The 23,300-nt window shown below is 66.7% G+C and carries 23 protein-coding genes; 13 read left to right on the top strand and 10 right to left on the bottom strand.

Annotation, left to right across the window (positions count from 1 at the left end; all coding sequences use genetic code 11):
- The first annotated feature begins 3 nt into the window (after positions 1-3).
- Entirely contained in the window at positions 4-780 is a 777-nt protein-coding gene (gene pstB, locus SK571_RS43790; RefSeq protein WP_266035680.1) for a phosphate ABC transporter ATP-binding protein PstB, read from the top strand.
- A 28-nt stretch (positions 781-808) separates the two neighbouring features.
- Positions 809-1,969, top strand: a complete 1,161-nt coding sequence (locus tag SK571_RS43785; RefSeq protein ID WP_319990017.1) for a hypothetical protein — start codon at positions 809-811, stop codon at positions 1,967-1,969.
- A gap of 12 nt (positions 1,970-1,981) precedes the next feature.
- Here SK571_RS43785 and phoU read toward each other — a convergent pair whose 3' ends face one another.
- The 5 genes from phoU to dusB all read right to left on the bottom strand — a co-directional run bounded on the left by phoU (position 1,982) and on the right by dusB (position 8,667).
- Positions 1,982-2,647, bottom strand: coding sequence for a phosphate signaling complex protein PhoU (phoU, locus tag SK571_RS43780; RefSeq protein WP_319990016.1), 666 nt, complete (start codon positions 2,645-2,647; stop codon positions 1,982-1,984).
- A 72-nt stretch (positions 2,648-2,719) separates the two neighbouring features.
- Positions 2,720-5,809, bottom strand: a complete 3,090-nt coding sequence (locus SK571_RS43775; protein WP_319990015.1) for an LCP family protein — start codon at positions 5,807-5,809, stop codon at positions 2,720-2,722.
- A 298-nt stretch (positions 5,810-6,107) separates the two neighbouring features.
- Positions 6,108-6,956: a GGDEF domain-containing protein gene (locus tag SK571_RS43770; protein ID WP_319990014.1), complete on the bottom strand. Its 849-nt coding sequence runs from the start codon at positions 6,954-6,956 to the stop codon at positions 6,108-6,110.
- A 141-nt stretch (positions 6,957-7,097) separates the two neighbouring features.
- Complete coding sequence (locus SK571_RS43765; protein ID WP_319990013.1) at positions 7,098-7,550, bottom strand: hypothetical protein; 453 nt, start codon at positions 7,548-7,550, stop codon at positions 7,098-7,100.
- Positions 7,543-8,667 (bottom strand): tRNA dihydrouridine synthase DusB, encoded by a 1,125-nt coding sequence (gene dusB / locus SK571_RS43760; RefSeq protein ID WP_319990012.1) that lies wholly within the window; start codon positions 8,665-8,667, stop codon positions 7,543-7,545. The genes SK571_RS43765 and dusB overlap by 8 nt, the downstream gene beginning before the upstream one ends.
- A gap of 184 nt (positions 8,668-8,851) precedes the next feature.
- Here dusB and SK571_RS43755 point away from each other — a divergent pair, with 184 nt between their 5' ends.
- A complete protein-coding gene (locus SK571_RS43755; protein WP_319990011.1) occupies positions 8,852-9,325 on the top strand; it encodes a hypothetical protein in 474 nt (157 codons plus the stop codon).
- Positions 9,318-9,980 carry a hypothetical protein gene (locus SK571_RS43750; RefSeq protein ID WP_319990010.1) on the top strand — a complete coding sequence of 221 codons (663 nt, stop codon included), beginning with the start codon at positions 9,318-9,320 and terminating at the stop codon, positions 9,978-9,980. Before SK571_RS43755 ends, SK571_RS43750 begins: the two co-directional genes overlap by 8 nt.
- A 66-nt stretch (positions 9,981-10,046) precedes the next feature.
- Here SK571_RS43750 and SK571_RS43745 read toward each other — a convergent pair whose 3' ends face one another.
- Positions 10,047-10,811 (bottom strand): macro domain-containing protein, encoded by a 765-nt coding sequence (locus SK571_RS43745; RefSeq protein ID WP_319990009.1) that lies wholly within the window; start codon positions 10,809-10,811, stop codon positions 10,047-10,049.
- A gap of 121 nt (positions 10,812-10,932) precedes the next feature.
- Between SK571_RS43745 and SK571_RS43740 the strand changes: the two genes are divergently transcribed.
- Positions 10,933-11,613, top strand: a complete 681-nt coding sequence (locus SK571_RS43740; protein WP_319990008.1) for a DUF4241 domain-containing protein — start codon at positions 10,933-10,935, stop codon at positions 11,611-11,613.
- 71 nt (positions 11,614-11,684) lie between these two features.
- A complete protein-coding gene (locus tag SK571_RS43735; RefSeq protein WP_319990007.1) occupies positions 11,685-12,161 on the top strand; it encodes a DUF6328 family protein in 477 nt (158 codons plus the stop codon).
- On the opposite strand, the gene SK571_RS43730 is transcribed toward SK571_RS43735, so the two are convergent.
- Positions 12,126-12,821, bottom strand: a complete 696-nt coding sequence (locus SK571_RS43730; RefSeq protein WP_319990006.1) for a hypothetical protein — start codon at positions 12,819-12,821, stop codon at positions 12,126-12,128. The two genes, SK571_RS43735 and SK571_RS43730, sit on opposite strands and share 36 nt — an antisense overlap.
- Positions 12,822-12,980: 159 nt before the next feature.
- On the opposite strand from SK571_RS43730, the gene SK571_RS43725 reads away from it, so the two are divergent.
- Positions 12,981-13,946: an NAD(P)-dependent alcohol dehydrogenase gene (locus tag SK571_RS43725; RefSeq protein ID WP_319990005.1), complete on the top strand. Its 966-nt coding sequence runs from the start codon at positions 12,981-12,983 to the stop codon at positions 13,944-13,946.
- On the opposite strand, the gene SK571_RS43720 is transcribed toward SK571_RS43725, so the two are convergent.
- Complete coding sequence (locus SK571_RS43720) at positions 13,930-15,099, bottom strand: serine hydrolase domain-containing protein (protein WP_319990004.1); 1,170 nt, start codon at positions 15,097-15,099, stop codon at positions 13,930-13,932. The genes SK571_RS43725 and SK571_RS43720 overlap by 17 nt on opposite strands.
- Before the next feature lie 194 nt (positions 15,100-15,293).
- On the opposite strand from SK571_RS43720, the gene SK571_RS43715 reads away from it, so the two are divergent.
- Complete coding sequence (locus SK571_RS43715; RefSeq protein ID WP_319990003.1) at positions 15,294-16,739, top strand: MDR family MFS transporter; 1,446 nt, start codon at positions 15,294-15,296, stop codon at positions 16,737-16,739.
- Between the two features lie 915 nt (positions 16,740-17,654).
- Positions 17,655-19,028: a hypothetical protein gene (locus SK571_RS43710; RefSeq protein WP_319990002.1), complete on the top strand. Its 1,374-nt coding sequence runs from the start codon at positions 17,655-17,657 to the stop codon at positions 19,026-19,028.
- A gap of 19 nt (positions 19,029-19,047) precedes the next feature.
- On the opposite strand, the gene SK571_RS43705 is transcribed toward SK571_RS43710, so the two are convergent.
- Together SK571_RS43705 and SK571_RS43700 are read right to left on the bottom strand one after the other, a co-directional pair.
- On the bottom strand, positions 19,048-19,515 hold the full coding sequence (locus SK571_RS43705; RefSeq protein ID WP_319990001.1) for an NUDIX hydrolase: 468 nt from the start codon (positions 19,513-19,515) through the stop codon (positions 19,048-19,050).
- Positions 19,516-19,524: 9 nt separating this feature from the next.
- Positions 19,525-20,268 (bottom strand): DUF5919 domain-containing protein, encoded by a 744-nt coding sequence (locus tag SK571_RS43700; protein WP_319990000.1) that lies wholly within the window; start codon positions 20,266-20,268, stop codon positions 19,525-19,527.
- 170 nt (positions 20,269-20,438) lie between these two features.
- Between SK571_RS43700 and SK571_RS43695 the strand changes: the two genes are divergently transcribed.
- From SK571_RS43695 to SK571_RS43680, 4 genes are all read left to right on the top strand, one after another.
- Complete coding sequence (locus tag SK571_RS43695; RefSeq protein WP_319989999.1) at positions 20,439-20,891, top strand: hypothetical protein; 453 nt, start codon at positions 20,439-20,441, stop codon at positions 20,889-20,891.
- Positions 20,891-21,136, top strand: coding sequence for a hypothetical protein (locus SK571_RS43690; RefSeq protein ID WP_319989998.1), 246 nt, complete (start codon positions 20,891-20,893; stop codon positions 21,134-21,136). The genes SK571_RS43695 and SK571_RS43690 overlap by 1 nt, the downstream gene beginning before the upstream one ends.
- The gene (locus SK571_RS43685; RefSeq protein WP_245786282.1) at positions 21,123-21,383 is read left to right on the top strand and encodes an AMED_5909 family protein; all 261 of its coding nucleotides are present in this window, start codon (positions 21,123-21,125) and stop codon (positions 21,381-21,383) included. The genes SK571_RS43690 and SK571_RS43685 overlap by 14 nt, the downstream gene beginning before the upstream one ends.
- 438 nt (positions 21,384-21,821) lie before the next feature.
- Positions 21,822-23,285 carry an FtsK/SpoIIIE domain-containing protein gene (locus SK571_RS43680; protein WP_319989997.1) on the top strand — a complete coding sequence of 488 codons (1,464 nt, stop codon included), beginning with the start codon at positions 21,822-21,824 and terminating at the stop codon, positions 23,283-23,285.
- The last annotated feature ends 15 nt before the right edge of the window (positions 23,286-23,300 follow it).

The raw sequence follows: 23,300 nt of genomic DNA, 5'->3' as shown, positions 1-23,300 counted from the left end.
GACATGGCCAAGCGACTCGACATCAAGGACCTGAACCTCTTCTACGGCAAGTTCCACGCCGTGGAGAACGTCTCGCTCGCGGTGCCGCCGAAGAACGTCACCGCGTTCATCGGCCCCTCCGGCTGCGGCAAGTCGACCGTGCTGCGGTCGCTCAACCGCATGCACGAGGTCGCCCCCGGCGCCCGCGTCGAGGGCAAGGTGCTGCTCGACGGCGAGGACATCTACATGTCCACTGTGGACCCGGTCGAGGTGCGCCGCACCATCGGCATGGTGTTCCAGCGCCCGAACCCGTTCCCCACGATGTCCATTCGCGACAACGTGGTGGCCGGCCTCCGCCTCTCGGGCGTGAAGGACAAGAAGAAGCTCGACGAGGTGGCGGAGCGCTCGCTGCGCGGCGCCAACCTCTGGAACGAGGTCAAGGACCGGCTCGACAAGCCGGGCGGCGGCCTCTCCGGTGGTCAGCAGCAGCGTCTGTGCATCGCGCGTGCCATCGCGGTGCAGCCCGACGTGCTGCTCATGGACGAGCCCTGCTCGGCCCTGGACCCGATCTCCACGCTGGCGATCGAGGACCTGATCACGGAGCTGAAGAAGGAGTACACGATCGTCATCGTGACTCACAACATGCAGCAGGCGGCGCGCGTGTCCGACCAGACCGCGTTCTTCAACCTGCTGGGTGTCGGTCAGCCCGGACAGCTGATCGAGGTGGACGACACGGAGAAGATCTTCTCCAACCCCAGCCAGAAGGCGACCGAGGACTACATCTCCGGCCGGTTCGGCTAAATTCGCGGGTTGCACTAAATTGCTGCGGGTGAGCCCGCAGAGCAAGAGCCGCAAGAAGAAGCAAGGCAAGGCACCCGGCCGCAGGCCCGAGCAGCAGTCCCCGTACGGGGCGCTGCTCGAGTCGGCGGCCGCTGTGCGTTCGGAGTCCTGGTTGCTCGCGGACGCCTGGGCGAGCGAGCTCTACGCGACGCTCTGGCTCGCCGGCTCCGGCACCGCTCCGCTGGTCGAGGCGCTGCAGGCGATGGACGACCCCGCGGCGCTCACCGCGTTGCGCGCGCTGGCCGGTGTGGGCTCGGAGGAGAACAGGGCCGCCTCGTTCGCCGCGGCGGAAACCGTTGCGGCACGCGGCATCGCCGAGCCGGACTGGTACGTCCCCGGCACAGTCCCCGACTTCCGCGACGCCTACCTCGTCACGAACCTGCTGGGCGACGTCGAGGTCATCGCGATCACCCAGGAACGCGTCGGCGTCGGCGAGACCGTGCTGTTCATGCGCCAGCCGGTGCTCGGCGTCACCGCGATCGAGCTGTTCTCGACGCCGGACGAGGGCACGGTCGCGCTGCTGGAGGACATGATCGCCTCCACGCCCGACGCGTTCCGCGACGGGATCACCTCCTTGAGCGCCACCGACGTCTACGACCGCGTGTGGCCGGACATCGAGCAGTTCTGGGAGGACGGCCCGGACGAGGAGGCCGAGGAGGGGCTGATGGGCGAGGAGGACGTGCGGCACCCGGTGCAGCTCATCGCCCTCGCTGACGCCCGCGTGAGTGCGTTGGTGCCCGCGGAGTACGAGATCCCAGCCGTTGGTCCTGACAGGACGGACGAGGTCGTCGACGCGTTCCTGGCTTCAGAGCACGGGATCGCCGACGTCGAAGCCGCGCGGGCGTTCGCACGCATCGTCGTTTCCGCTGCGGTGGAACAGAACCGGGATCCCGTCGTCTACGGGCCGGCGTCGCTGACCGCCGTGCTGATCCTCAACGTGGCCGCGAAGCTGCACGTGTCCGACGCGGACCTGGCGCTGCTGCCCGAGATCGTGCGGGCGTGGGCGTACTTCACCGTCGACGCACGGGATCTGCCGCGCGACGAGGCGCGGGCGGTGTGGGACGAAGAACTGCCCACCGTGCTCGCCGAGTTCTCCGAGGCTTACGCCGATCCGGAGCTGGTGGCAGAGCGCGATGGGCAGTTTCGCTGATTTCCGGAAGATCTAGAGGTTGTCGTCGCCACCGTAGCCGGGCATCCGGCCGGTGACGACGAAGACCGTGCGCTTGGCGACCGACACGGCGTGGTCGCCGAAGCGCTCGTAGAAGCGGCCGAGCAGCGTCACGTCGACTGCGGCGGGGACGCCGTGCTGCCACTCCTTGTCCATGATCACGGAGAACAGGTGGCGGTGGATGTCGTCCATCGCGTCGTCCTCGTCCTCGAGGCTGCGCGCACGGTCGACGTCCTTCTCGCGGATGATCGACGCGGCCTCGTTCGCGAGCTTGACCGCGATCTGGCCCATCTCGGTGAAGTAGGGCTGCACGTCCTCCGGCAGCGCCGACGCCGGGTGCCGGCGGCGCGCGGCCTTGGCCACGTGCAGCGCCAGGTCGCCCATGCGCTCGACGCTCTCGGCGGCGTGGATCACCGCGAGCACGGTGCGCAGGTCGGTCGCGACCGGTGCCTGCAGTGCGAGCAGTGCGTACGCCTGCTCCTCGATGCTGGAGCGGACGTCGTCGACCTTCTGGTCGCCGCTGATGACCTGCTCCGCCAGGCCGAGATCGGCCTGCAGCAGGGCTGCGGTCGCGTTCTGCATCGCCTCGGCAACCATGCCGGTCATGTCGGCCAGCTGGTCGGCGAGCTGTTCGAGCTGGTCGTGGTAGGCCTCGCGCATGGCGCTCAGCCTACGTCCCGACCACCGCCGCAGCGACATGCCAGGATGAACCGGAGGTGAACCCCAGACGAATCACTTCGCCGCGCAGGGGTCCTGTGCCGCGTTCACAATGGACAGATCGGTGCCGGGCTGACCTTGCGTTTGTCCCTGCGGAGTGCCCTGCGGGGCCCCCGCCTTCGGTGCCTGGACCTTGTCGTCGAAGTTCTTGCCGATCACCAGCTGGATCGCTCCACCCATCTCGGGCGACTCGACCAGCTCCGCGCTGGGCACCGCGGCCTTGAGCGTCGCGGCCTTGTTCTCGTTGCCCTTCGCGAACTTGATGATCGTCTTCGGCGCCTGCTCCGGCGCGTTGTCGCGCTTGACGACCTTGAAACCCTCTTGCTGCAACGCGTTCGACGTCCTGGCGACAGCGCCGCCGTTCGACGAGTCGCCGTTGAGCACCTGGATGCTGACCTCCTTGGGGTCCACCAGGGTGCCGGGCTGCTGGACAGGAGCGTTGGCGCCGGGATCGGTCACCTTCTCCTGCGGCAAGGGCGTTCCGTCGATGATCGTCTGGAACAGCGCCTTGATGTCGTCGTCCTTGAGGCGCTCGATGTTGTCGTTGTTCGACTTCGTCGGGCCCTCGTCGGTCCAGTGCGGCATCGTCACGAACGACACGCGGCCGGCGTCGAGGCTCTGCAGGGAGTTCGCGAGCTCCAGCAGCGAGGCGACGTCGATGTTGTCGCCGACCGTGGACTTCGTGAGCGCGTTGATGAAGTTGTTGAGCTTGGTCGGGCTCAGCAGCACCTCGTTCGACAGCGCCTGGCGCAGCATCGCCGACAGGAAACCCTGCTGCCGCTTGATCCGGTCGAAGTCGGTACCGCTGTCACCCTGGGCCTGGACCTTGCGGGCGCGCACGTACTGCAGCGCCTGGTCGCCCTTGAGCGTGTGCTTGCCCGGCTTGTCGATCACCACGCCGAGTTCGTCGTCGACGATCTTCGTGGGCGTGCAGATCTCCACACCGCCGATGGCCGTCGACATCTCGCGGAAGCCGATGAAGTCGATGCTCACGAAGTGGTTGATCTTGAGGCCGCTCAGCTGCGTCATCATGTTGGCGACGCACTCGGGTCCGCCGTCGTTGTAGACGGAGTTGGCGAGGACGCCCTTCTCCGGTGCCAGCGGGCCCGCGTACTGCCCGTTGTCCGGGTTCCAGCTGCGGCACGCGGGACGGTCGACCCGCACGTCGCGCGGCAACGACACGATGACCATGCGCTTACGGTCCTTGGGGATGTGCGCAAGCATGATCACGTCCGACCGCGCACCACCCTCCTGGGCCTGCGTGCCGACGTTGTCGCCCGCCTTCGCGCCCGCCCTGGTGTCCGAGCCGACCAGCAGGAAGTTCTCGTCACCGAGCTGCTTCTCGGCCTGTTGCACGGCCTGCGAGTTGCCGCCGAGCGCGTCGATCCGCTGGATCTTGGAGTCGGCCCACTGCATTGCCGCCCAGCCGACGCCCGTCGACGCGAACACCACGGCCGCGGCGGCGATCGCCCCGATCCTGGCGGTGCGCATCAACTTGCGCTGCTGCGGCGTGCGGCCGGTGGGCCGCTGCTCGCCGTTCTCCTCGTCGGGGACGACGGGTTCGGCGAACTGGGTCGCCTCGTCGACGAGGTCTCCCTCTTCGCCGTCCTTGACCCACGGCATGAGCTTGGCGCGCCGCTCCTTGCGCTGGCGCTCCTGCTCAAGTAGTTCGTCGTGCACCGCGGAGAACCGCGCGAGAGTGTGGTCGACCTCGCGACGCTTCTTCACGTCGTCGCCGATGGCCTCCATCTCGGTGGTGAGGCACAACGGGTCCATCTCTTCGCGCTTCTCGACCTTGGCCACACCCGCCGCGGGGGCGATCTGGGTGGCCTCGGGGCCCGGCGCGTCGGCCTGGGGCTCGCCCGCGGGCTCACCGAGCCGGTTGGCGAGGCCGCCGGGAATCGGACGCGGACCGCTCGACTCCGCCCGTGGGGGCATCGGCCGGGGACCGCTCGACTCCGCGCGCGACGGCATCGGCGGCCTGCCCGCCATGTCCCCGTTCGGGGGCATGGGGCGGCGGCCGGTGATCTCCGGCCCCTCGCCGGGGGCGGGAGGACGCGGAATGCCGTTGGACGACGGTGCGTCGCCCGGCAGGAGACGGCGAGGTGCACCGTCCGGTCCTGGCACGGGGGGACGCTTCAGGCCGTTGGGCTGGGAGATCTCGCCGGGAGCAGGCCGCTTCAGGCCGTTCGGCTGCGAGACCTCACCGGGAGCCGGCGGGCGGGGCATGCCGTTCGAGGTGACGTCAGGCGCCGGTGGGCGCGGGATGCCGTTGGACGACGGTGCGTCGCCCGGCAGCAGCCTGCGCGGCGGTGCTCCGCCGGCGTCGGGTGCCGGTCGGCGGACCGCGCCGCCTGCAAGACCTGCCTCAGGCGCACCACCGGGCGCGGGGCGCCGCGGGATGCCGTTCGAGGAAGGCGCGTCGCCGGGAGGCATCCGCCGCGGGTCGCCGGGAGCCGGCGGCCTGGGCATGCCGTTGGAGGTGACGTCGGGTGCCGGTGGGCGCGGGATGCCGTTGGACGACGGGGCATCGCCAGGGGCGAGCCGGCGCGCCGGAGTGCCCGGAGGCATTTCGCCTGGTGCGGGCCGTCGGACGGGACCGCCCGGCTGCTCACCGGGCAACGGACGGCGCTGCATGCCCGTCGCGTCGGGCCTCGGCCGCTGCCCGGTCTGGGCAGGACCCTGGGCCGGGTTCTGGGCAGGCCTCGGCCGCTGGCCGGTCTGCTCACCAGGCACGGGACGCGGGCGCGGACCGGTCTGCTGGACGCCGTTCGGCTCGGCGGGGGCATCGGGCCTGTGCCGCCTGCCGGTCTGGTCGCCGGTGAAGTTCTGCGGGGCGGCCTGCTCCGGCCGCGGGCGCGTGCCCGTCTGCTCACCAGGCCGGTGAGCTGCGGGCGGCTGCTGCCGCGGTGCCGCTGGAGGCTGCTGCGGGAGGGCCGGGGGTTCAGGCAGTGCACGCCTGCCCGTGGCCGCGGGTGGGTCCGGCAGGGCACGCCTGCCTGTAGTGGATGCGTCGGGCGAGCCTGGCGGGACGGGTCGGGGGATGTTCGTCCTGCTGTGCTGCTCGATGAGGTCCGAGACGCTCAGGCCCCCAGAGCCTTCCATCGAGCGACGTCTACGGCCGGTCGGCTGGTCGTGCTGGGGATCCTGATCACCACGGGAAGAGGGGCCGCCACGTCGGGGGTCGTCGGGCACCCAATCTCCCTTCTGGGTCAGAAGCAAAAGCGGTTCGTCATTACGAAGTGACGACGACCGGGACACAAGGGTTGCATCACCGGCGTGTCAGTTGCGCCCGCGATACTACGGATGTAGCCGACTTCTGACGACCACTCCGGGTGATAAGGCTGCGATCTGTACGCGATTACGCGCAGTCCGCTTGCCCTGAACGGGTGAGCCAGCTCACTCAGTAGTAACCGAGAACACGTGTCTCATCGATCGCACGCCTGCCTGAGGCAGCACCCGCGAGGCGAACCCGTCCGTCGGCACGGTACGCCACCGCGTTGCGTCCGGACTGCTTGGCCGTGTACAGGAGGCTGTCGGCGCGCAGCAGTTGCTGCTCGGCGCCGACGGCCGGACGTTCCGGCGCCTCGTCCGCGGCCGGTTCGTAGGCGAGGCCAGCGCTGACGGTCACGCGCAGCCCCGGTGCGACGTCCTGCCACGGGTGACGCTCGACACGTTCGCGGGCCGCCTCGGCGATCTCCACGGCGGTGGCGGCGTCCACGCGGGGCAGCACGAGCACGAACTCCTCGCCGCCGTAGCGGGCGCAGAATGCGCCCTCCGGCAGGCCCTGCTGCAGCAGTTCGACCACCCGCTGCAGCACCCGGTCGCCCAGGAGGTGGCCGAAGGTGTCGTTGACCTGCTTGAACCAGTCCAGGTCGATCAAGGCGATGGCGAGCCCGTGCCGGCACGCTCCGTGCTCGGTCAGCAGGTCCATCAGCCGTTGGTCGAGGTAACGGCGGTTGTAGGAGTCGGTGAGGCTGTCGCGCAGGCTCTGCTCGCGTGCCTCGGCGTGCTCCCGGCGCAGCAGCTCGACCTCGCGGCGCAGCTGCTCCGGAACGTGCGGCTCCTCGACCTGGTCCGCGTGGACGAGGTCGAGCGCGGAACGCAGGTGCTGGTACGCCTGGCGCCACTGGCCGCGGGAGGCGAGCAACGTCGCGATGGACTCGTGCAGCGCCACCAGGCCAGGACCCTGCCTGTCGACTGGGGCGTCGGCCTGCTGGGTCTCTGCGGTTTCGGGTCGCAGTGCGGTCATCGCGGTCACCTCCTTACCTGCCAGGTGTCGTCCCCCGAGGGGCGGCGCTTGAGCTAGAAGGACGTGTGGGGGTGGGATTTCCCCCGTCCGGTTGACCGTCAGCTGCTCCGATCCAGTGAGCTTGGAAGATCAACAACCCGTTCAGCCACCGAGACAGGGCGCGAACCCGTACACCTCGTCGTCGAGGAGCACCACGTGCATCGATCCGATCTGGCTGCCGATCTCCTGGTCTTCCTTGCGCAACGTGATCGTCACAGCGACGACGTAGACGTCACCCCGTGGATGAGCCTTCTCGCCAGGGGGTGCCCAGTCGGCGTCCATCCGAAGCGTCGTCCACGTCGGCTCGACCTTGATCGTCGCGCCGCGCAGGTCGCAGGTCTTCTGCCGGAAGTCCGGGTGCTGCGTGTCCTTGAGCAGCTTCGACTGCTGGGACGCGCCCTCTTCACCCGCCTTGTTGACGCGGGCGTAGTACTCCTTGAACTTGGCGCGGCCGTCGTCGCTGAGCCGCACCGGCCGTGCCGTGCCCGCGACAGGACCGCCGCAGCCCGCCAGCAGCGCGAGCGCGACCAGGAGAACCGCGACGCGTTCAGCCACCGGAGTGCATCACGTCCGCACCGGACGGCACCGTGGCGTCCTCGGGGTCGTCCAGCCAGCCCTCGGGCAGCACGACCTTCGCCGACGAACCCTGCCTGCCGCGCGGTCCCTCGGCGTTCTCGGGGAACGGCACCGTCTTGTCGAGCGTGCCGATGAGGTCGTCCAGCTCCTGCAGGCTCGACACCATCGCGAACGCCCGGCGCGTGTCGCCGCCGACCGGGAAGCCGTGCCAGTACCAGGCCATGTGCTTGCGCAGGTCGCGCAGGCCCTTGTGCTCGCCGTCGTGGGCCGCGAGCAGCTGGGCGTGGCGGCGCAGGACCTCGGCGACCTCACCGAGGTTCGGGCCCCCGGGGATCGGCTCGCCGCGGAACGCCGCCTGCAGGTCGCGGAAGAGCCACGGCCTGCCGAGGCAGCCACGGCCGACGACCACGCCGTCGCAGCCGGTCTCGGCGACCATGTCGAGCGCGTCCTGCGCGCTGAAGATGTCGCCGTTGCCCAGCACAGGAATGCTCGTCACGGCCTCTTTCAGCCGGGCGATGGCCGACCAGTCCGCCTTGCCGGAGTACCGCTGCGACGCCGTGCGCGCGTGCAGTGCCACGGCCTGTGCGCCCTCGTCCTGCGCGATGCGGCCGGCGTCGAGGTACGTCAGGTGGTCCTCGTCGATGCCGATGCGGAACTTGACGGTGACCGGCATGTCCCCGGCGTTGCGGACCGCGGCCCGCACGATCTGCCGGAACAGCTCGCGCTTGTACGGCAGCGCGGCGCCGCCGCCCTTGCGCGTCACCTTGGGCACCGGGCAGCCGAAGTTCATGTCCATGTGGTCGGCGAGGTTCTCGTCCACGATCATCTTCGTGGCCTCGCCGACGTTCTTGGGGTCGACGCCGTAGAGCTGCATCGACCGGGGGCTCTCGCCCTCGTCGAACGTGATCATGTGCATGGTCATCGCGTCGCGCTCGACCAGGGCCCGCGCGGTGATCATCTCGCAGACGTAGAGCCCGGCCCCGTACTGACGGCACAGCTGCCGGAACGCCACGTTGGTGATGCCGGCCATGGGGGCCAGCACAACGGGCGGGTCGACGGCGAACGGGCCGATCTTCAGCGTGGAGGGAACGGACACGCCCTTCAGGTTACGGCACTGACCAGCCGCGATCTCCACCGAGATTCGCGCTGGCAACAGCTCGTTCTTTCGGCGAATGGCAACGATGTTGTCGGTTGCATCCTCACGATCGTGTTCTGGCGTGCAAGTCGTGAGTTCCGCTAAAGCCGCAGTCTCATGTTGCGCCCTGTGGTAGGTAGTTCATATGGCCACGAACGATGAGCTGTATGCGCGCATCATGGAGAGGCTGGGTTCCGAGATGCCGGATTTGGCAACTCAGCTGAAGCAGGAGGTCCGTCATGGACGGGTTGTTTCTGAAAAGGGGCTCAGGCAGGAGGGCCGGTACGAGGAGCGGGCGAGTCGGCTTGCGGTGAGTGACCTTGCACCGCTCGGCAAGACCGACGTTGCAGCAATTCCGTACACGGGCGACGAACGTCTTCGCCTGGTCTGCGCCGCGTTGGTGACTCTCGCAGAGGCCGCGTACTCCTCTCGTCGTGAGCTCCTGCGGATGTCCCAAGAGTTCCAGACGAGGCCTGTGGTCCAGTTCAGCAGCGACGATGATCCCGGCGACACGGCGGTTGTCGACCTGGCTGGGGAGACGGCTGCTGCGGAGCGAACGTTCAACGCTGTGCGCGAGCTCCTGGCGGACTTCGCCGCAGAAGGGGGTCGTCGTGGATAGGGATGATCTTGTCGCTGACATCGAGCGCGCGATCGGGGTTCTAGAAACCACCTATAGAACGTCCGCCGATGAGTCCGACCTGTACGAGATCTCGTTGTTCGTCCTGTGTGTGGATGCGGCCAAGTCGGCCGGTGGGACAGTGATGCTCACGCAGGACGGAAGGAGTCCCGCCTCGGAGCTTCGCTTTCGCCGAAGTCCTGGCAACCTGTGGAGCGTTGGGTTCACGTACGCGCTTGTCAGTTTCCCAGGAACGCAGAAGCAGCTGGAAATCCATGGTGGGGTATATGTTGCATCGGGCACCTCCAGGGTGCCTCACGAGTGTGACGTCGCGATAATTGATCGGCAGGAAGCCGAGCGCAGTCGACTGGGAACTGTCTATCCGAGAAGCCGTGGGCTGGTCGCCGTGATCGAGGCGAAGCACTACGCCACCTCGCCTCCCCTTGGGGTCGGCAGGGGATTCCTGGGGTTGGCTCAGGAGTTTGGTCAGAAGTCCTGCTCTCTGGTGTTTCCTGCGCAGAGCTCTGGCAACCTCGCCGCTCTGATCGCGAAAAGGGCGAGTGAGGCGTACGAGGAGCTGTTGCCAGGCCGGGATGCCGCGGCCAGGTTGCGTTCACGTCTTGACCAGGCGATCCGTAACTGGAAGGCCAGCATGTAGATCGACTGCCACCTGGCGGACAGCATCACATCGGCTGGCCCGTCGTCGGTGGCCGCACTGGCATAGCTACGGCACTGACCAGCCGCGATCATTACCAAGTGTTACGGCGACGGCGTCGAACACGGCCGCCTGGTTGCGATGTTCGTCACGCTCTCCGTTGGTCCACCGGTGTAGCTGCGGGCATTGCCAATCCGGATCGGTGCCGTCGCCGGTGACGAAGCAGCCACCGAGCGCGACCAGGCCCGCGTCCGCCGCCTCGGCCACCTCGCCGACCGGGCGTCCGAACACGAGTGGGATCGCCTTCTCCCCGCAGGTCGGGCACCACTCCACGATCGGCTCGGCCAGGCTTCGGGTGAGCGCGTCGCAGGTCTCCTGGTCGAACGCCACCAGCCGGACCTCGTCGATGATCCGCATCGAGCGGACCGCCAGCGCCGCGATCCGCGCGGCCCGGTCGACGGGAAAGCCGTGGACGCCGGTCGCGATGGCGGGAAACGCGATGCTGTCCGCGCGGAGGTCTTCGGCCAGCAGGATGGACTCGACGTAGCAGCTCAGAAGCACCTCGTCCTCGCCGTGCGCGCCGTCCTCCCAGACCGGCCCCACTGCGTGGATCACGTGCTTGACCGGCGCGAGGCCGAACGCGGGCGTGGCGACGGCCTTGCCGGGTTCGACCGGCGCCAGCCTCGCCCCGGCCTCCGCGAGCCCGGGGCCGGCCGCGCGGTGGATCGCCCCGTCGACCCCGCCGCCACCGAGCAGCGACTCGTTCGCCGCCGTGACGATGATGTCGACTCGCTGTCGGGTGATGTCGCCGAGCACCACTTCGATCGTCCCCATGCTGACCAGCGTGGCAGCGGATTCGTTGCGGTGTCGCGGACTTCACCGAACGCGAACAACCCCGGTGCCCCGATCGGGTGTCAGACCCTTCTGCCAACATGCCCTTGGAGGTGGCGTACCTGTGGGGGCGGTTGAACTGATCAGGTCCGGGTTCGAGCGGTTCTTCGTCGACGGGCCGGTGGGCAAGCCGACCGGCGGAGGCGAACAGCAGGTCATCAGCGTGCGGCAGGTGGGTGAGCTGGCCCTGCCGACAGGCCGGCTCGTGGCGGCCGACCCGTTCGTCGTGTGGCCGGACGACGCCGAGGCGTTCACCGACGTGGTCGAGCCGGGCAAGTACCCGGTGTCGGTCTCGCTGGTGTCGTACATCGACGGCGACGGTCTTCCCGACGAGCGGCAGGGTTACCGCGTCGCGGCAGCCCGGGTGACGGTGAAGGACGAGCCCGCGTACTCGTGGCGGCCGGCCGTGACGCCGGGCGAGCACGTGCCCATGCTGCCGGTGATGCCGGAGTTCGGGTACGAGGTGAAGTCGAGCACCGGCGCGTTCTTCGACCTCGCCGCGGCTTCGGCGCTGGATCGGCTGGCGAGTGACGACGAGGCGGGCAACTGCGATCTGATCGACGCGCTCGGCGCGGTGGGCGGCGGCCGTGGCCCGGCCAACGTGACCGACGCCAGGTCCGGGTTGAACGTCGTGGCCTTCTCGACGGGCTGGGGTGACGGGGTCTACCCGACGTGGGTCGGCCGCAACACCGCGGGCGACCCGGTCGCGTTCGTGACTGATTTCTTCGTGATCAACCGCGTCTGAAGCCGGCGTTCACGCGCCTGGCGTGCCCACTTCTGGCGTTTCAACGCGTCAAAGGCGGGTACGCGGTGAGGGTGAGTGAAGCAGAGGAGTCCGATCAGCGCAGACTCGCCCGCAACCTCAACGAGCTGCTCCAGGAGCTCCGCGTGGCCCAGGCGGGCGTGCAGATCCTGTTCGGCTTCCTGCTCTCCATCGCCTTCACCGAGAAGTACGCCTCCGTCAGCGGCTACATCCGCGTCACGCACCTCGTCACCGTCCTGTGCGCCGCCGTGGCCGTCGCCTTCCTCACCGCCCCCGCGGCGTGGCACCGCGTCCTGTTCCGCCAGGGCCGCCGCGAGGAGGTGGTCCGCTCGGGCAACACGTTCGCCCTGACCGGCCTTGCCTTCCTGGCCCTCGCGATGACCGGCACCGTCCTGCTGCTCGCCGAGGTGATCCTGGGCGGCTGGCCGGCGGTGGCGGTCGGCGCGCTGGCGTTCATCGTCTTCGCCGGCCTCTGGTTCGTGCTGCCCGTCGCCTCAGCCCATGGTGCTGAGGACGGCGAGCGCCCCTAGTCCTATCGCGGCCGGCACCGCGATCAGCACGTTCTTCCGCGTGGGCCGCGGCTGCTCCCGCAGCGCCTGAATCCCCAACGGCACCAACGCAACGCACAGGCCGACCGTGCCGACGACCGACAACATCTCGGTGCCCTTGAGAACCCCGAGAGGCAGCAGTCCCGTTGTCGCCAGTGCCACTGCCCGGACCTTGCCGAGCACGCCACCGCGGTACGTCCCGATCGCCAGCACGAACCAGCCGAACATGATCGTGAACGACAGGAAGCTGAACAGGTGCAGGTCTCCGTACCCGCGCGCCACCAGTTCCGTCGCTCCCTCGACCCCCAGGTGCCTCGTGGCGCTGAACGCCGCCTGGTCGACCCCGGCGTGGAACGTCCGCTCGAAGAGCCCGATCGTCACCAGCACCCCGCCCCAGGCCGCCCACCTGGGACTTCGGGCTCCGATCTCGTGCGCGAGGTACGCCACCGCCGCCCACATCACGACGTTGCCCGCCAGGAACGCGGTGTAGGCCGCCCCCATCAACCCCGGATGCTCGGCCACCGCCCGCAGCTGGTCGGGGAAGAAGAAGTGGAACGGCGACCGCAACAGCGTGCCCGCCAGCATCAGCACCGGCCCGGCGATCAGCGCCGCGCCACCAACCCATCCGTTCGGAAACCTCATGGTCGTAGACGCTGTCACCGTCGTGACGGCTTCTGATCGGCCCGCGGTCCGATTCCGCTCTCGGCCCGTGGTCCTAGTCCCCTAGGTGGCACCCTGCTTTCTCCCTGATTCCCGGAACCGTTTCCCCGCAACGGGTCCGGTGCTCTCTACCGTCAGTGCATGAGAGCCGCCGTGCACACGAGTTTCGGCCCGCCGGACGTCGTCCAGGTGGTGGAGAAGCCACTCCCCACCCTGCGTCCCGGTGACGTCCTGATCAAGGTCCACGCCACGACCGTGACCTCGGCCGAGTGCGCGATGCGCCGCGGCGAACCGTTGTGGGGCCGCGTGATCCTCGGCCTGCGCCGACCGCGTGCGGCGCTGCGCACCCTGGGCCTCGAGGTGGCCGGCGTGGTGGATTCGGTCGGTTCCGCGGTGACGGGCTTCCGGGTGGGCGACGAGGTCTTCGGCTTCACCGGTTTCGCGGTGGGCGCCCACGCCGACTACGTCCGCCTCCCCGCCACCGGCTCACTGGCCCCGAAGCCCGCGAGCCTGACCTTCGTCGAAGCCGCCGCCGCGGTGGACGGCGCCACCACGGCACTGTTCTTCCTGCGCGACAAGGCAAAGGTTCGACCGGGTGACCGAGTCCTGGTCAACGGCGCGTCCGGCAGCATCGGCACCTACGCCGTCCAGCTGGCCAAACACCTCGGCGCCACCGTCACCGCGGTCTGCGGCCCGTCGAACGCCGAGTTGGTGAGGTCGCTGGGCGCCGACGAGGTGATCGACTACACCGCGCACGACTTCACCACCGACGTGGACAGCTACGACGTCGTCTTCGACACGGTGACCAAGTCTTCGTTCCGCGCCTCTCGACGTTCTCTGCGCGCCGGCGGCAAATACCTTCCGACCACCGGCCTCGCCAACAACTTCTGGGCCCTGTGGACCGCATTGCGCGGCGGCAAGCGCGTCGTTGTCGGCATGTCCGTCAACAAACGCGCGGCCTTGCCCGTGATCAGCTCTCTGCTGGACGACGGAAAGCTGCGCGTGATCGTCGACCGCACCTATCCACTGGCTCGGATAGCCGACGCGCACCGCTACGTCGAAGCAGGTCACAAGCGCGGCAACGTCGTGGTCACCGTGGCGGAGTGATCCGGTAGGCCGCCGACCCGTTGTGCAGGAACCGCGCCCGCCCGCTTTCGTCCTCGCCGACCAGCGAGAAAACCTGATAGCCGTCACTCGTGGGGCTCACCGCGATGACCGAGCTGTCGCTGTGCCGCACGACCTCGACGCGTTTCGCCCGGCCGAGTTCGGTGCGCGGCCGGTAGACGAGGACAGTCCGGTCGTCCTCGGTCGTGAGCGTGATGTCGTACAGCTGGTTGCGGTAGGTGCCGTACATCCGATCCGCGATCTCGCCGGGGTTCACCGCAGGCGTTGGCGGCGTGTCAACGTTTTTCAGCACCTCGGTGAAGACCTCGTGCGCCAGCAGTTCGCTGTCCCCGCTGTTGGTCAGCACGGCCACCGCGGTCCCGAAGTCCGGCTCCACGCGAAGAAAAGCCTTGTGCCCCTTCGCAACCCCGGTGTGGCCGACAACGCCGTCCCGGTAGAGCATCCACCCCAGACCCCACCCGAGGACCCCGCCCCCGAAGTCCGGAACGGCCTCGACCTGGGTCTCCCGCAGCACCGCGAGCTTCGGGTCGTCGAGGTGCAGCCGCACGAACCGCAGCAGCTCGCGAGCACTCATCGCGAAGTCCGAAGCCCCAGACGCCGTGCCGTGACCTACTTCGGTGACAACCGTCCGCAACCCCAGCGGCTTCACCAGGCGTTCGCACAGCACGTCGTGAAACGGCTTGCCGCTCAGCACCTCCACCAGCCTGCCGAGCACCACGAACCCGCTGTTGGAGTAGGAGAACACCGTGCCGGGCGGGATGGGGTGCTCCGCCGCCGCGAGTGCGCTGGCGTACCTCGCGAGCGCGTCGTCGCCGCGCCCGATGCCGAAGAAGTGGTTGCTGTCGAGCCCGCCCATGTGCGTGAGGAGATGACGCGCGGTGAGTGACGGCGTGAACCCGGGCAGATACCGGCAGACCGGACGATCAAGATCCAGCAACCCTTCGTCCACCAACCGCTGCGCGAGCGTCGCCGTCCAGATCTTGGTGATCGAACCGACCCTGAACGCGGAGTCGCTCGTGACCTGATCGCCGGTGTCCGACACCCCCGCGGACTCGTCCCGCACCTCCCCGCCCGTGAGCACGGCCACCTGGGCGCCCGGCACGTCGTACTTCGCGATCAGCTCGCCCAACCCCATGTGAAAAAAAGTACGGACGACCATGTCGATTTGAGGTCTGGCCGTTCGACGCACAGGTGGATGGACCGGAAAACCGGGATGAGACCAACGCGGAGATGAGAGAGACTCGGGTGTACCGATGAGTTCCTTCGACGCTGCAGGTCTTCTCCGGTGTCACGAAGAACCTGATGCCAGCAACCTAGTGAGGGCCTGACATGCCTGCTGCGATCCAAGACAAACCCACCGCACAAGCGGGCAAAACACCGCTGGTGGTGCGCCTGCTGGTGCTGGCGACGTTCGTCGTGATCCTCAACGAAACGCTGATGATCAACGCGATTCCGCGCCTGATGGAGTCGCTGCACGTGACCGAACAGGCCGCCCAGTGGGTCTCCACCGCGTTCATGCTCACCATGGCCGCCGTGATCCCCGTCACCGGCTGGTTCCTGCAGCGGGTCACCACCCGCCAGGGCTACGCGATCGCGATGGGCGTCTTCCTGGCAGGCACCGCTCTCTCCGCCGCGGCGCCGACGTTCGCGATCCTGCTCCTGGGCCGCATCGTGCAGGCCGCGGGCACGGCCGTGATGATGCCGCTGCTGATGACCACGCTGATGACCGTCGTCCCGGAACAGGACCGAGGCCGCGTCATGGGCAACGTGACCCTGGCGATCTCGGTGGCCCCGGCCCTGGGCCCGGCAATCTCCGGCCTGATCCTGCAACTGGGCTCCTGGCGCCTGCTCTTCGTCGCCGTCCTCCCGATCGCCGGCGCCGTGACCTACTTCGGCCTCCGCCAGCTCGACAACATCGGCGAACCCCAGGTCAGCACCCTCGACTGGGCATCGGCAGCCATGGCCACCCTCGGCTTCGGCGGCCTGGTCTACGGCCTGAGCCTGTTCGGCGAGGGCGAGTCCAACCTCGGCCCGAGCATCGGCATCGTCATCGCAGGCGCGGCCCTCATCGCGTTCTTCGTCCTCCGCCAGCTCAAGCTGCAGCGAACCGGCGCCCCGCTGATGGACCTCCGCACCCTCAAGCACCGCACCTTCACGCTGTCGCTGGCCCTCATGTGCATCGCGTTCCTGACGATGATGGGCTCGATGATCCTGCTGCCGCTCTACCTGCAGAACCTGCGAGGCCTCACCCCGCTGCAGACGGGCCTGCTCCTCATGCCCGGCGGCCTGGCCATGGGCCTCCTCGGCCCCACGGTGGGACGCCTCTACGACCGCCTCGGCAGCCGCCCGCTGGTCCTCCCGGGCTCGATCGGCATCGTGCTCTCCCTGGCAGGCTTCACCCAGATCTCGATGACCATGCCGTACTGGCAGGTCCTGGCCCTGCACGCCCTCCTGATGGTGAGCCTGGCAGCAACCTTCACCCCGATCTTCACCCTCGGCATGGGCGCCCTGCCGTCGAACATGTACCCGCACGGCAGCTCGATCCTCGGCACCCTCCAACAGGTGGCAGCAGCCCTGGGCACCGCCCTCGTCGTCACCGTCATGTCGGCCCGCGCCACCACTTTGGTCGCCGAAGGAGCCGTCGCGGGCGCGGCACAGCTGAGCGGCATGAAGCTGGCCTTCGTGATCGCGACGGTCCTGGCCGTGGTGACGATCGTCGTCGCGTACCTGCTGCCGAGCCGCACCGCCGCGTCCGGTGACGTGGTGGCCCACTGACTCCTCGGTCATCGCCTGACTGAACATCTCTGGGGGTTCGGCCGTAGGAACCGAAGCAGGCTTGCAGGCCCTGCATGGTTCCTACGGCCTCGCCATGTCGCGATTGGCAAGTAATAGGGCATCGACCAGATGCGAAACCCCCAGGCCTGTGACCTGGGGGTTTGGTGGGCCGCCAGGGACTCGAACCCTGAACCCGAAGAGTAAGAGCCTTCGCTTGGCGTTGTTCGCCGATCTTCCTCGACAGTGCTCACTACCTGCGCGGATGCGGTCTTGATCTGAGCACTGTGGACAATCACTTCGCGACGTTTATCGACGTTTTACGAGACTAAAGCACATCATGATCTTGGTCCTTCTGGGCCGTCCGCACCGCTGCCATCATCCCGAGACTGAGCCTCGAACGCGGCCGGTGGTGCTGGGTCAAGGTACTCGTTCCAGCTTTGACGCGGCGCTGCCGGCCGTTGTCATGCTCGCGGCGTCGGGGTGACTCGGCCTGGCGTTCGTCGGGGCGTTCCCGCTGCTTCGTCTGGTGCCTGATCGGTGGCAAGGCGGCGCAGCCGTCGCGGCAGTCGAGCGCCAGGACCAGCAGTCCGCGGTGACCCTGACGGCGCTCGTAGGGAGCTGCTGGACGACATGGCTCCACGAGAAAGCTCATCGGTTGGGGCAAGGCCGGAGGACGGCGCGCAGCGCCGCCCGGCCGACCGGCGCAGCGAAGCGGATGCCGGGAGCGCCGGGATGGAAGGTGTTCGCCGTACACCGGAGCGTGCCGCCAGCGGCGGCCTTGATCCCGTAGAGCCAGATTCGGCAGTCGCCGCCGTCTTAGGAACAAGTACTGCTAGTAACGAATCTCTAACCGTTTTCGACATGCCTGCAAGCGCGTAGGGGTGCGTTACTGCTAGGGCGTAGCGGGAGGGTGCTTTGAAGGATGGCAGTGAGGTTCCGGCTGCTGCTGAGCGTTTCGGAGACGCTCGGGATGACGTTATGGCGGCTGCGAGTCAGGCTGGGTATGGGACGGAAATTCACCGAGTAAGATCGCCGGATGGCGAAAATCGCCTATTTCTTCGGCTCCAGCTTCCGAATGGGAAAGAGACGCGCTCCATCTTTGTTTTCGAAGATGAAGCCGAGATTTTCAAGGAAATGGACCTGAAGGAGTGGTCTTACCTTGGCGACTATGTTGCGGTTTTGAATCGAGCGACTGGCGGGATCGAGGCTCTTCTTGGCGTGCTTCCAAGAGGAGTGGCGAGCATTAGGTACCTACGAGATCTCCCTGGGGTAGAGGAAGTTCCTGTTGCTGAAAGCGGAGATAGAATTCCTCTAGACAGACAGGACCTCGAAGAGGCTCTTGAGGCTGCTGGGCAGAGCGGAGTGGAGGAGGTAGCGAAAAGTCTGCGTTTGCGCCTGAGCAGCGAATCTTCCTCGATTACGCTGGAGCTTTCTGAGGTCTCTAAGGAGCTCCGAGTTCTTGGGGATCGTGGGACTTCTGATTCTAGGGGGCTCCTTAGCCTGAAGATTTCCGGGTCAATCACGGAGCGCCATGACGAGGCGCTCCAAGTACTTGAGCGCTACGCTCATGCGTTGTTCTTCGATATGGATGTGCGATTTGGTCTCGCATTCAACATTGTTAGGACTCCAATCCGCGGCGACCATCCTAGACTTCGTAGGCCGAGGGGAAGAAGTCAATCTCCAATATTGCTGCCACGCAATCGTTATGCTGAAGAAGCGGCATCGCTGTATTTCTATGGTCGATCTGCTAATGGTATGCCGCTATTGCAGTTTCTGGCATACTATCAAGCGATAGAGTTCTTCTTTCCCTCTTTTTGGCACGCCGAGCAAATTAGGAGACTGAGAAATACGCTACGTGATCCGAGGTTTAGTGCAGAGGATGATGGTGAGCTTCAGCGTCTAATTGGGATTGCTAACGGCGCAGGTAAGGGGACGACTTCTGAACGTCAGCAGTTGAGATCTGCTGTCGATGCGGCGGTCGAAGAGGACGATGTGAGACTTTTTCTGGAATCAACTCCACACCGTTTGGAGTTCTTTACGCAGAAGAATGCTCTCGTTGACGTTCCTCACGTGGTTCTCAAGAATTCGGATTCGCTTCGAGCGCAGATAGCCAATCGGATATATGCCCTTCGTTGTAGGATTGTGCATAGTAAGGAAGATGGTGGCATAGCTGGAGCGAAGGTCCTCCTTCCGTTCGGCCGGGAAGCCGGTCGTCTTTACCACGACGTAGAGTTGGTCAAGTTTGTTGCGCAGAAGGTCATATTGGCGGGTAGTCGAGGGAGGTTGTAAAAAACCTAGCCTTCGTATTCTATGTAAAATACGGGCTTTGACGCGTAAGACCGTGATCTATGCGAAGTTTAATCGAAGGGTGAATATCCAGCTTATCTAGCTCGTTCGAGTCTACCCACCTGACCTCCGTCGACTCACTGCTCGTGCGCGGGGTGCCTCCAATTGGTCGCGCACGAAAGCAGATCGAAAATTCCTGGCGAATCTCGCCATCGCCATATTCGATCACGTGATCAGGATTGGAATATAGGCCAATAATTTCTGTTACCTCAATCTCAATCCCTGTTTCTTCGAGTGCTTCGCGTACCGCAGCCTGGGCTAGCGTCTCGCCTACTTCTTGTTGTCCACCGGGAATCGCATATTTGTTGTTGTCTGTCCGGCGAATCATGAGTAGCTGGCCGGTGTCATTCTGTACGAACGTGCTGACAGCAGGCTTCAGGCTGTTGGCTTTGGGGGCGTTCGGGTCGTGGAAGTAGTCCACGCGGGCCATGTGGCTCCCTCAGAAAGTAGCTGGCTTGGACAGGTTCCAGACGTGCTCGAAGCTCTCAGAGTAGGTCTCGAAGAGATCACCCGCAGCGAGCCGCCGCAGGTGCAGCGCCGGAGCGTGCGCGGCCTGGAAGCCGTAGACGTGCGTGTTGACCACCATCTCGTCGTCAAAGCGGAAGATCGAGTTGTAGAGCGTCGTCTTGTGGAAGCGCATCTCCACGCCGTCCACGCCGACCAGCGGCCGGTAGAACGCCAGCGCGTTGCGGATGCGAGAGCCGAGCGTGCCCTTGCCGAGCTGCTCTTCGTCGCTGCGCTTGGCAACCTCGCGGCTGGCCGGGTCACCAAAGATCAGCCGGATACGCGCTCCGTTCGCGGCCTTGTTGGCTAGGTCGCGCATGAACGTCGGCCGCTCCACCAGGAAGATGCCGGCGTGCACCAGCACTTCCACGTGCCGGGTGGCGTTGGTGATGAGGTGGTCCCACAGGTCTGGAGGGATCGAGTTGCGGTGTGGGTAGAGCTTGACCACCTCGGACTCAGTGATCTCAGCCTTTCGGTCTGGCGCGACCGCGTCTGGCCACAGGTACGTCTCGGTCTCCTTGACCATCGACGCGATGGTGTTGCGGTGACGCGGGTATGGCGCACGGCCCTTCGTGATCCAGCGTTCGACGGTCTTCTGGTCGACGCCCGTGGCCTTGGCTACCTGCTCGTATGTAAGCCCGTTGCGCAGCAACGCATCTCGTAGGCGCTCGTTCGCCATGATCACTCCTATCGGACGTCCTCAGGGACGCTAGGGACGTCTTACCCTAGTAGGGACGTCTCTAGAAGTCCCGCCATGCGGTGCTCACGTCCCGGTTTTCAGCCGAAAGTCGTAAGTGTCGAGAACTCCAGACAACCGGTCTGGACGATACCTACGACAGGAGAGCCACGATGGCGATCACAGGTGGGAGCAGGCTCCCTGCGGGTCACGACTTCGTGTTTCCCAGGGGCGCACTCGTGATGGGCGTTGAGCCCGTGCTCAAGTTCCAGTCCGCCGAAGAGCGGGCGAAGGGTCTGCCGCCTGAGCAGGAGAAGGACAAGGAGACCGGCCTCCTCGTGTGGTCTGTGCTGGTCATCGACCAGGCCGCGGAGCGCAAGACGGACGCGGTAGTCACGGTCAAGATCTCCGCGCCTCACCAGCCGGTACCGCCGGAGGCGATCCCCGGTACGGATGTTCGGCCAGTGGTCTTCGAGGGGCTGACGGTCACGCCGTGGATCGATGACAAGGCGTGCCGTGGGGTGCACGGGGGCGAGCGTCACCGCTGCCGCGCCAAGCTCGGCTACAGCCTGCGGGCCTCCGGTATGAAGCCGGTCGTCGGCAAGCCAGCCGCTAAGGCGGCGTGATGCCTGACCTGGTGCGCGTTCACCTCACCGACGGCGTGCCGATGCGGCCACTCGCGATGCCTTTCGCCGACCGGATCGAGATCCGCTTCGGCAACGCATTCCCCGCAGTGCTCGTCGTTGATCGGGATGTGGTGTCGCAGTTGCGGGACGTCCTCGACCAGGGGTGGCGCGCTCTCCAGGCGTCGGCAGCTCGCCAGGAGGGGCGTCATGCCCTCGCGGAGGAGGCTTCCGATGCCCGCGACTGAGGCCATGCACTGGGGCCTTGCTGAGCAGGCTCGAACGCTGAGCGAAGCACACGATGTGCTGAGCAAGCTCCTGCCCAACCCCAAGGCCGCTCCCGCTGTTCTACGGGACTACTACCTCCGCTCCGCCGCGATCTACGCGCGAGTCGCCGAGAGCGACCGCAGCCACCACCACGAGGCCATGTACTGGGCGAACCGTGAGCGCGAGAAGGGAGAGGCGATCAAGGTCACGAAGACCGCGAAGAGCTAGCAACAGTCCTGATTGGACACAGCGCGTGACTCTGCTGGGTCACGTGGCGATGCCGCACGTCTTGTTGCGGCGCAAAGAGAACGTGAGACGCAGGAGCGGAACCCGGCTACCAACCTCGCCGCTCCTGCGTTGTCCACCCAACTCGGGAGTGAACAAGATGAGCGTAGAGCCTGGGCGCATTCCTGCGCCAGACAGGGCCACAAAGCAACTGCTGTGGGATCGGATGATCTCCAGCAAGCAGACCGTCTCCAGCTACGTCGTGATGCTCGACGGCGGCAGCCTGGAGATGTTGGAACTCACGGCCGCGCAGGCTGAGGGCTTCGAGTGCCTGACCTGCAGGACGCAGCACACCACAGAGTCGGGAGCGTTCCAGCCCGTTGGACGAATCCCGAGCGTTGGCAGCGTCTTTCAGTGCCTCAAGTGCGCTGGCGGTGCGCGATGAAGGGCAACCGTTGGGTCGATCCCGCACCGTTCGAGGGCGCACGTCCGCAGGTCCCGTGGTGGGTATGGCTTCCCGGCTGGATCAAGGTCGTACTCGCGCCGTTCGCACTGATCTGGCTTGCCGGCCGACTGGCGGTGAAGCTCGTCGTGGTGACGGTCCGGTACCCGGTCGCGGTCACGGCCTGCCTCGGCGGCTACATCGGCTATCGCGAGTTCGGGCTGTCGCCACTGGTTCTAGCGCTGCTGTCGCTCGTGTGCGCCTTGACGGTCTGGTATGGCCTCGATCGCGGCTCCTTCCTGCGATACGGCTGGTATCGCGTCCTGACTGAGTGGCGGCGGCTCACGGTCTACGTGCCGCACTGGCGCACCGTGATGCGGCTGGCAGAGCTGGCCAAGGACAACCGAGGCAGGGAGTACCGCCCGAAGCTGCGGCGCGTCCGATCGGAGGGCTGGCGAGACAAGGTCCGGGTTCGAATGATCCCGGCTCAGTCTCCAGAGCAGTGGGAAGCGCGGCGGGACAACCTGGCGCACTCGTTCAACGCGCGGTCCTGTCGTGTGCGGGTGCTGCGGCCGAGTGTGCTTGAGCTCGACTTCATCCACTCCGATCCGCTGTCTCGTCCGGTGGCTGTCCCGCAGCTCGCCACTGTTGGGGACGTCGACCTCAAGCGCGTCGTCGTCGGCCGTACCGAGACCGGTAAGCCCTGGCGGCTGAAGCTGATCGGCTCTCAGGTCCTGGTGGTCGGGGTGCCCGGCGCTGGCAAGGGCTCGGTGCTCTGGTCGATCGTCTGGCAGCTCGCCCCGGCCATCAAAGCGGGCATGGTCCGGCTCGTCGGGATCGACCCTAAGGGTGGCATGGAGCTGGGGCAGTGTCCGGACGCGTTCGAGAAGGTCGTCTACGACAACGGGCCGGAAGCTGTTGCCTTGCTTGAAGAAATCGCCGCAGAGGTCAAGGAGAGGGCGGCGCGGTACCGGGGCATCCGGCGCTTGTGGGCACGTGGCACGGGTGAGCCGTTCACGGTCCTGATCGTGGATGAACTGGCCGACCTGATCGCCTACCAGCCGGACCGGAACCTCCGCGAACGTGCGACGCGAGCCGTACAGACGATCACCTCGCAGGGACGTGCTCCCGGCTACGCCGTGGTCGGCCTGGTCCAGGACCCGCGCAAGGAGGTCGTCTCCTTCCGGCACCTGTTCACCACCCGTGTTGCGCTGCGGCTCGATGAGCCGGTCCAGGTCGACATGGTGCTTGGGGATGGCGTTCGGCAACGTGGCGCGGCTGCTCACGAGATCAGCGAGAACACGCCTGGTGTCGCCTGGCTCAAGGAAGACGGGCAGCGCGAACCGGAGCGGGCGAGGGCCTTCCACGTTACGGACGCGGACTTGGTCGAGCTGGGCGTCTACCTCGCCACGGCCACCGTGCACGAGTTCCCGGAGCTGACAGACGGGAGGGCAGCGGCGTGACCGAGTACCTGACTC

It is taken from the genome of Lentzea kristufekii (genome assembly GCF_033949925.1).
In the GTDB taxonomy this organism is placed as follows: domain Bacteria; phylum Actinomycetota; class Actinomycetes; order Mycobacteriales; family Pseudonocardiaceae; genus Lentzea; species Lentzea kristufekii.
Note: the sequence above shows the minus strand (reverse complement) of the source record. Positions and strands in the feature narration are given on the sequence as shown.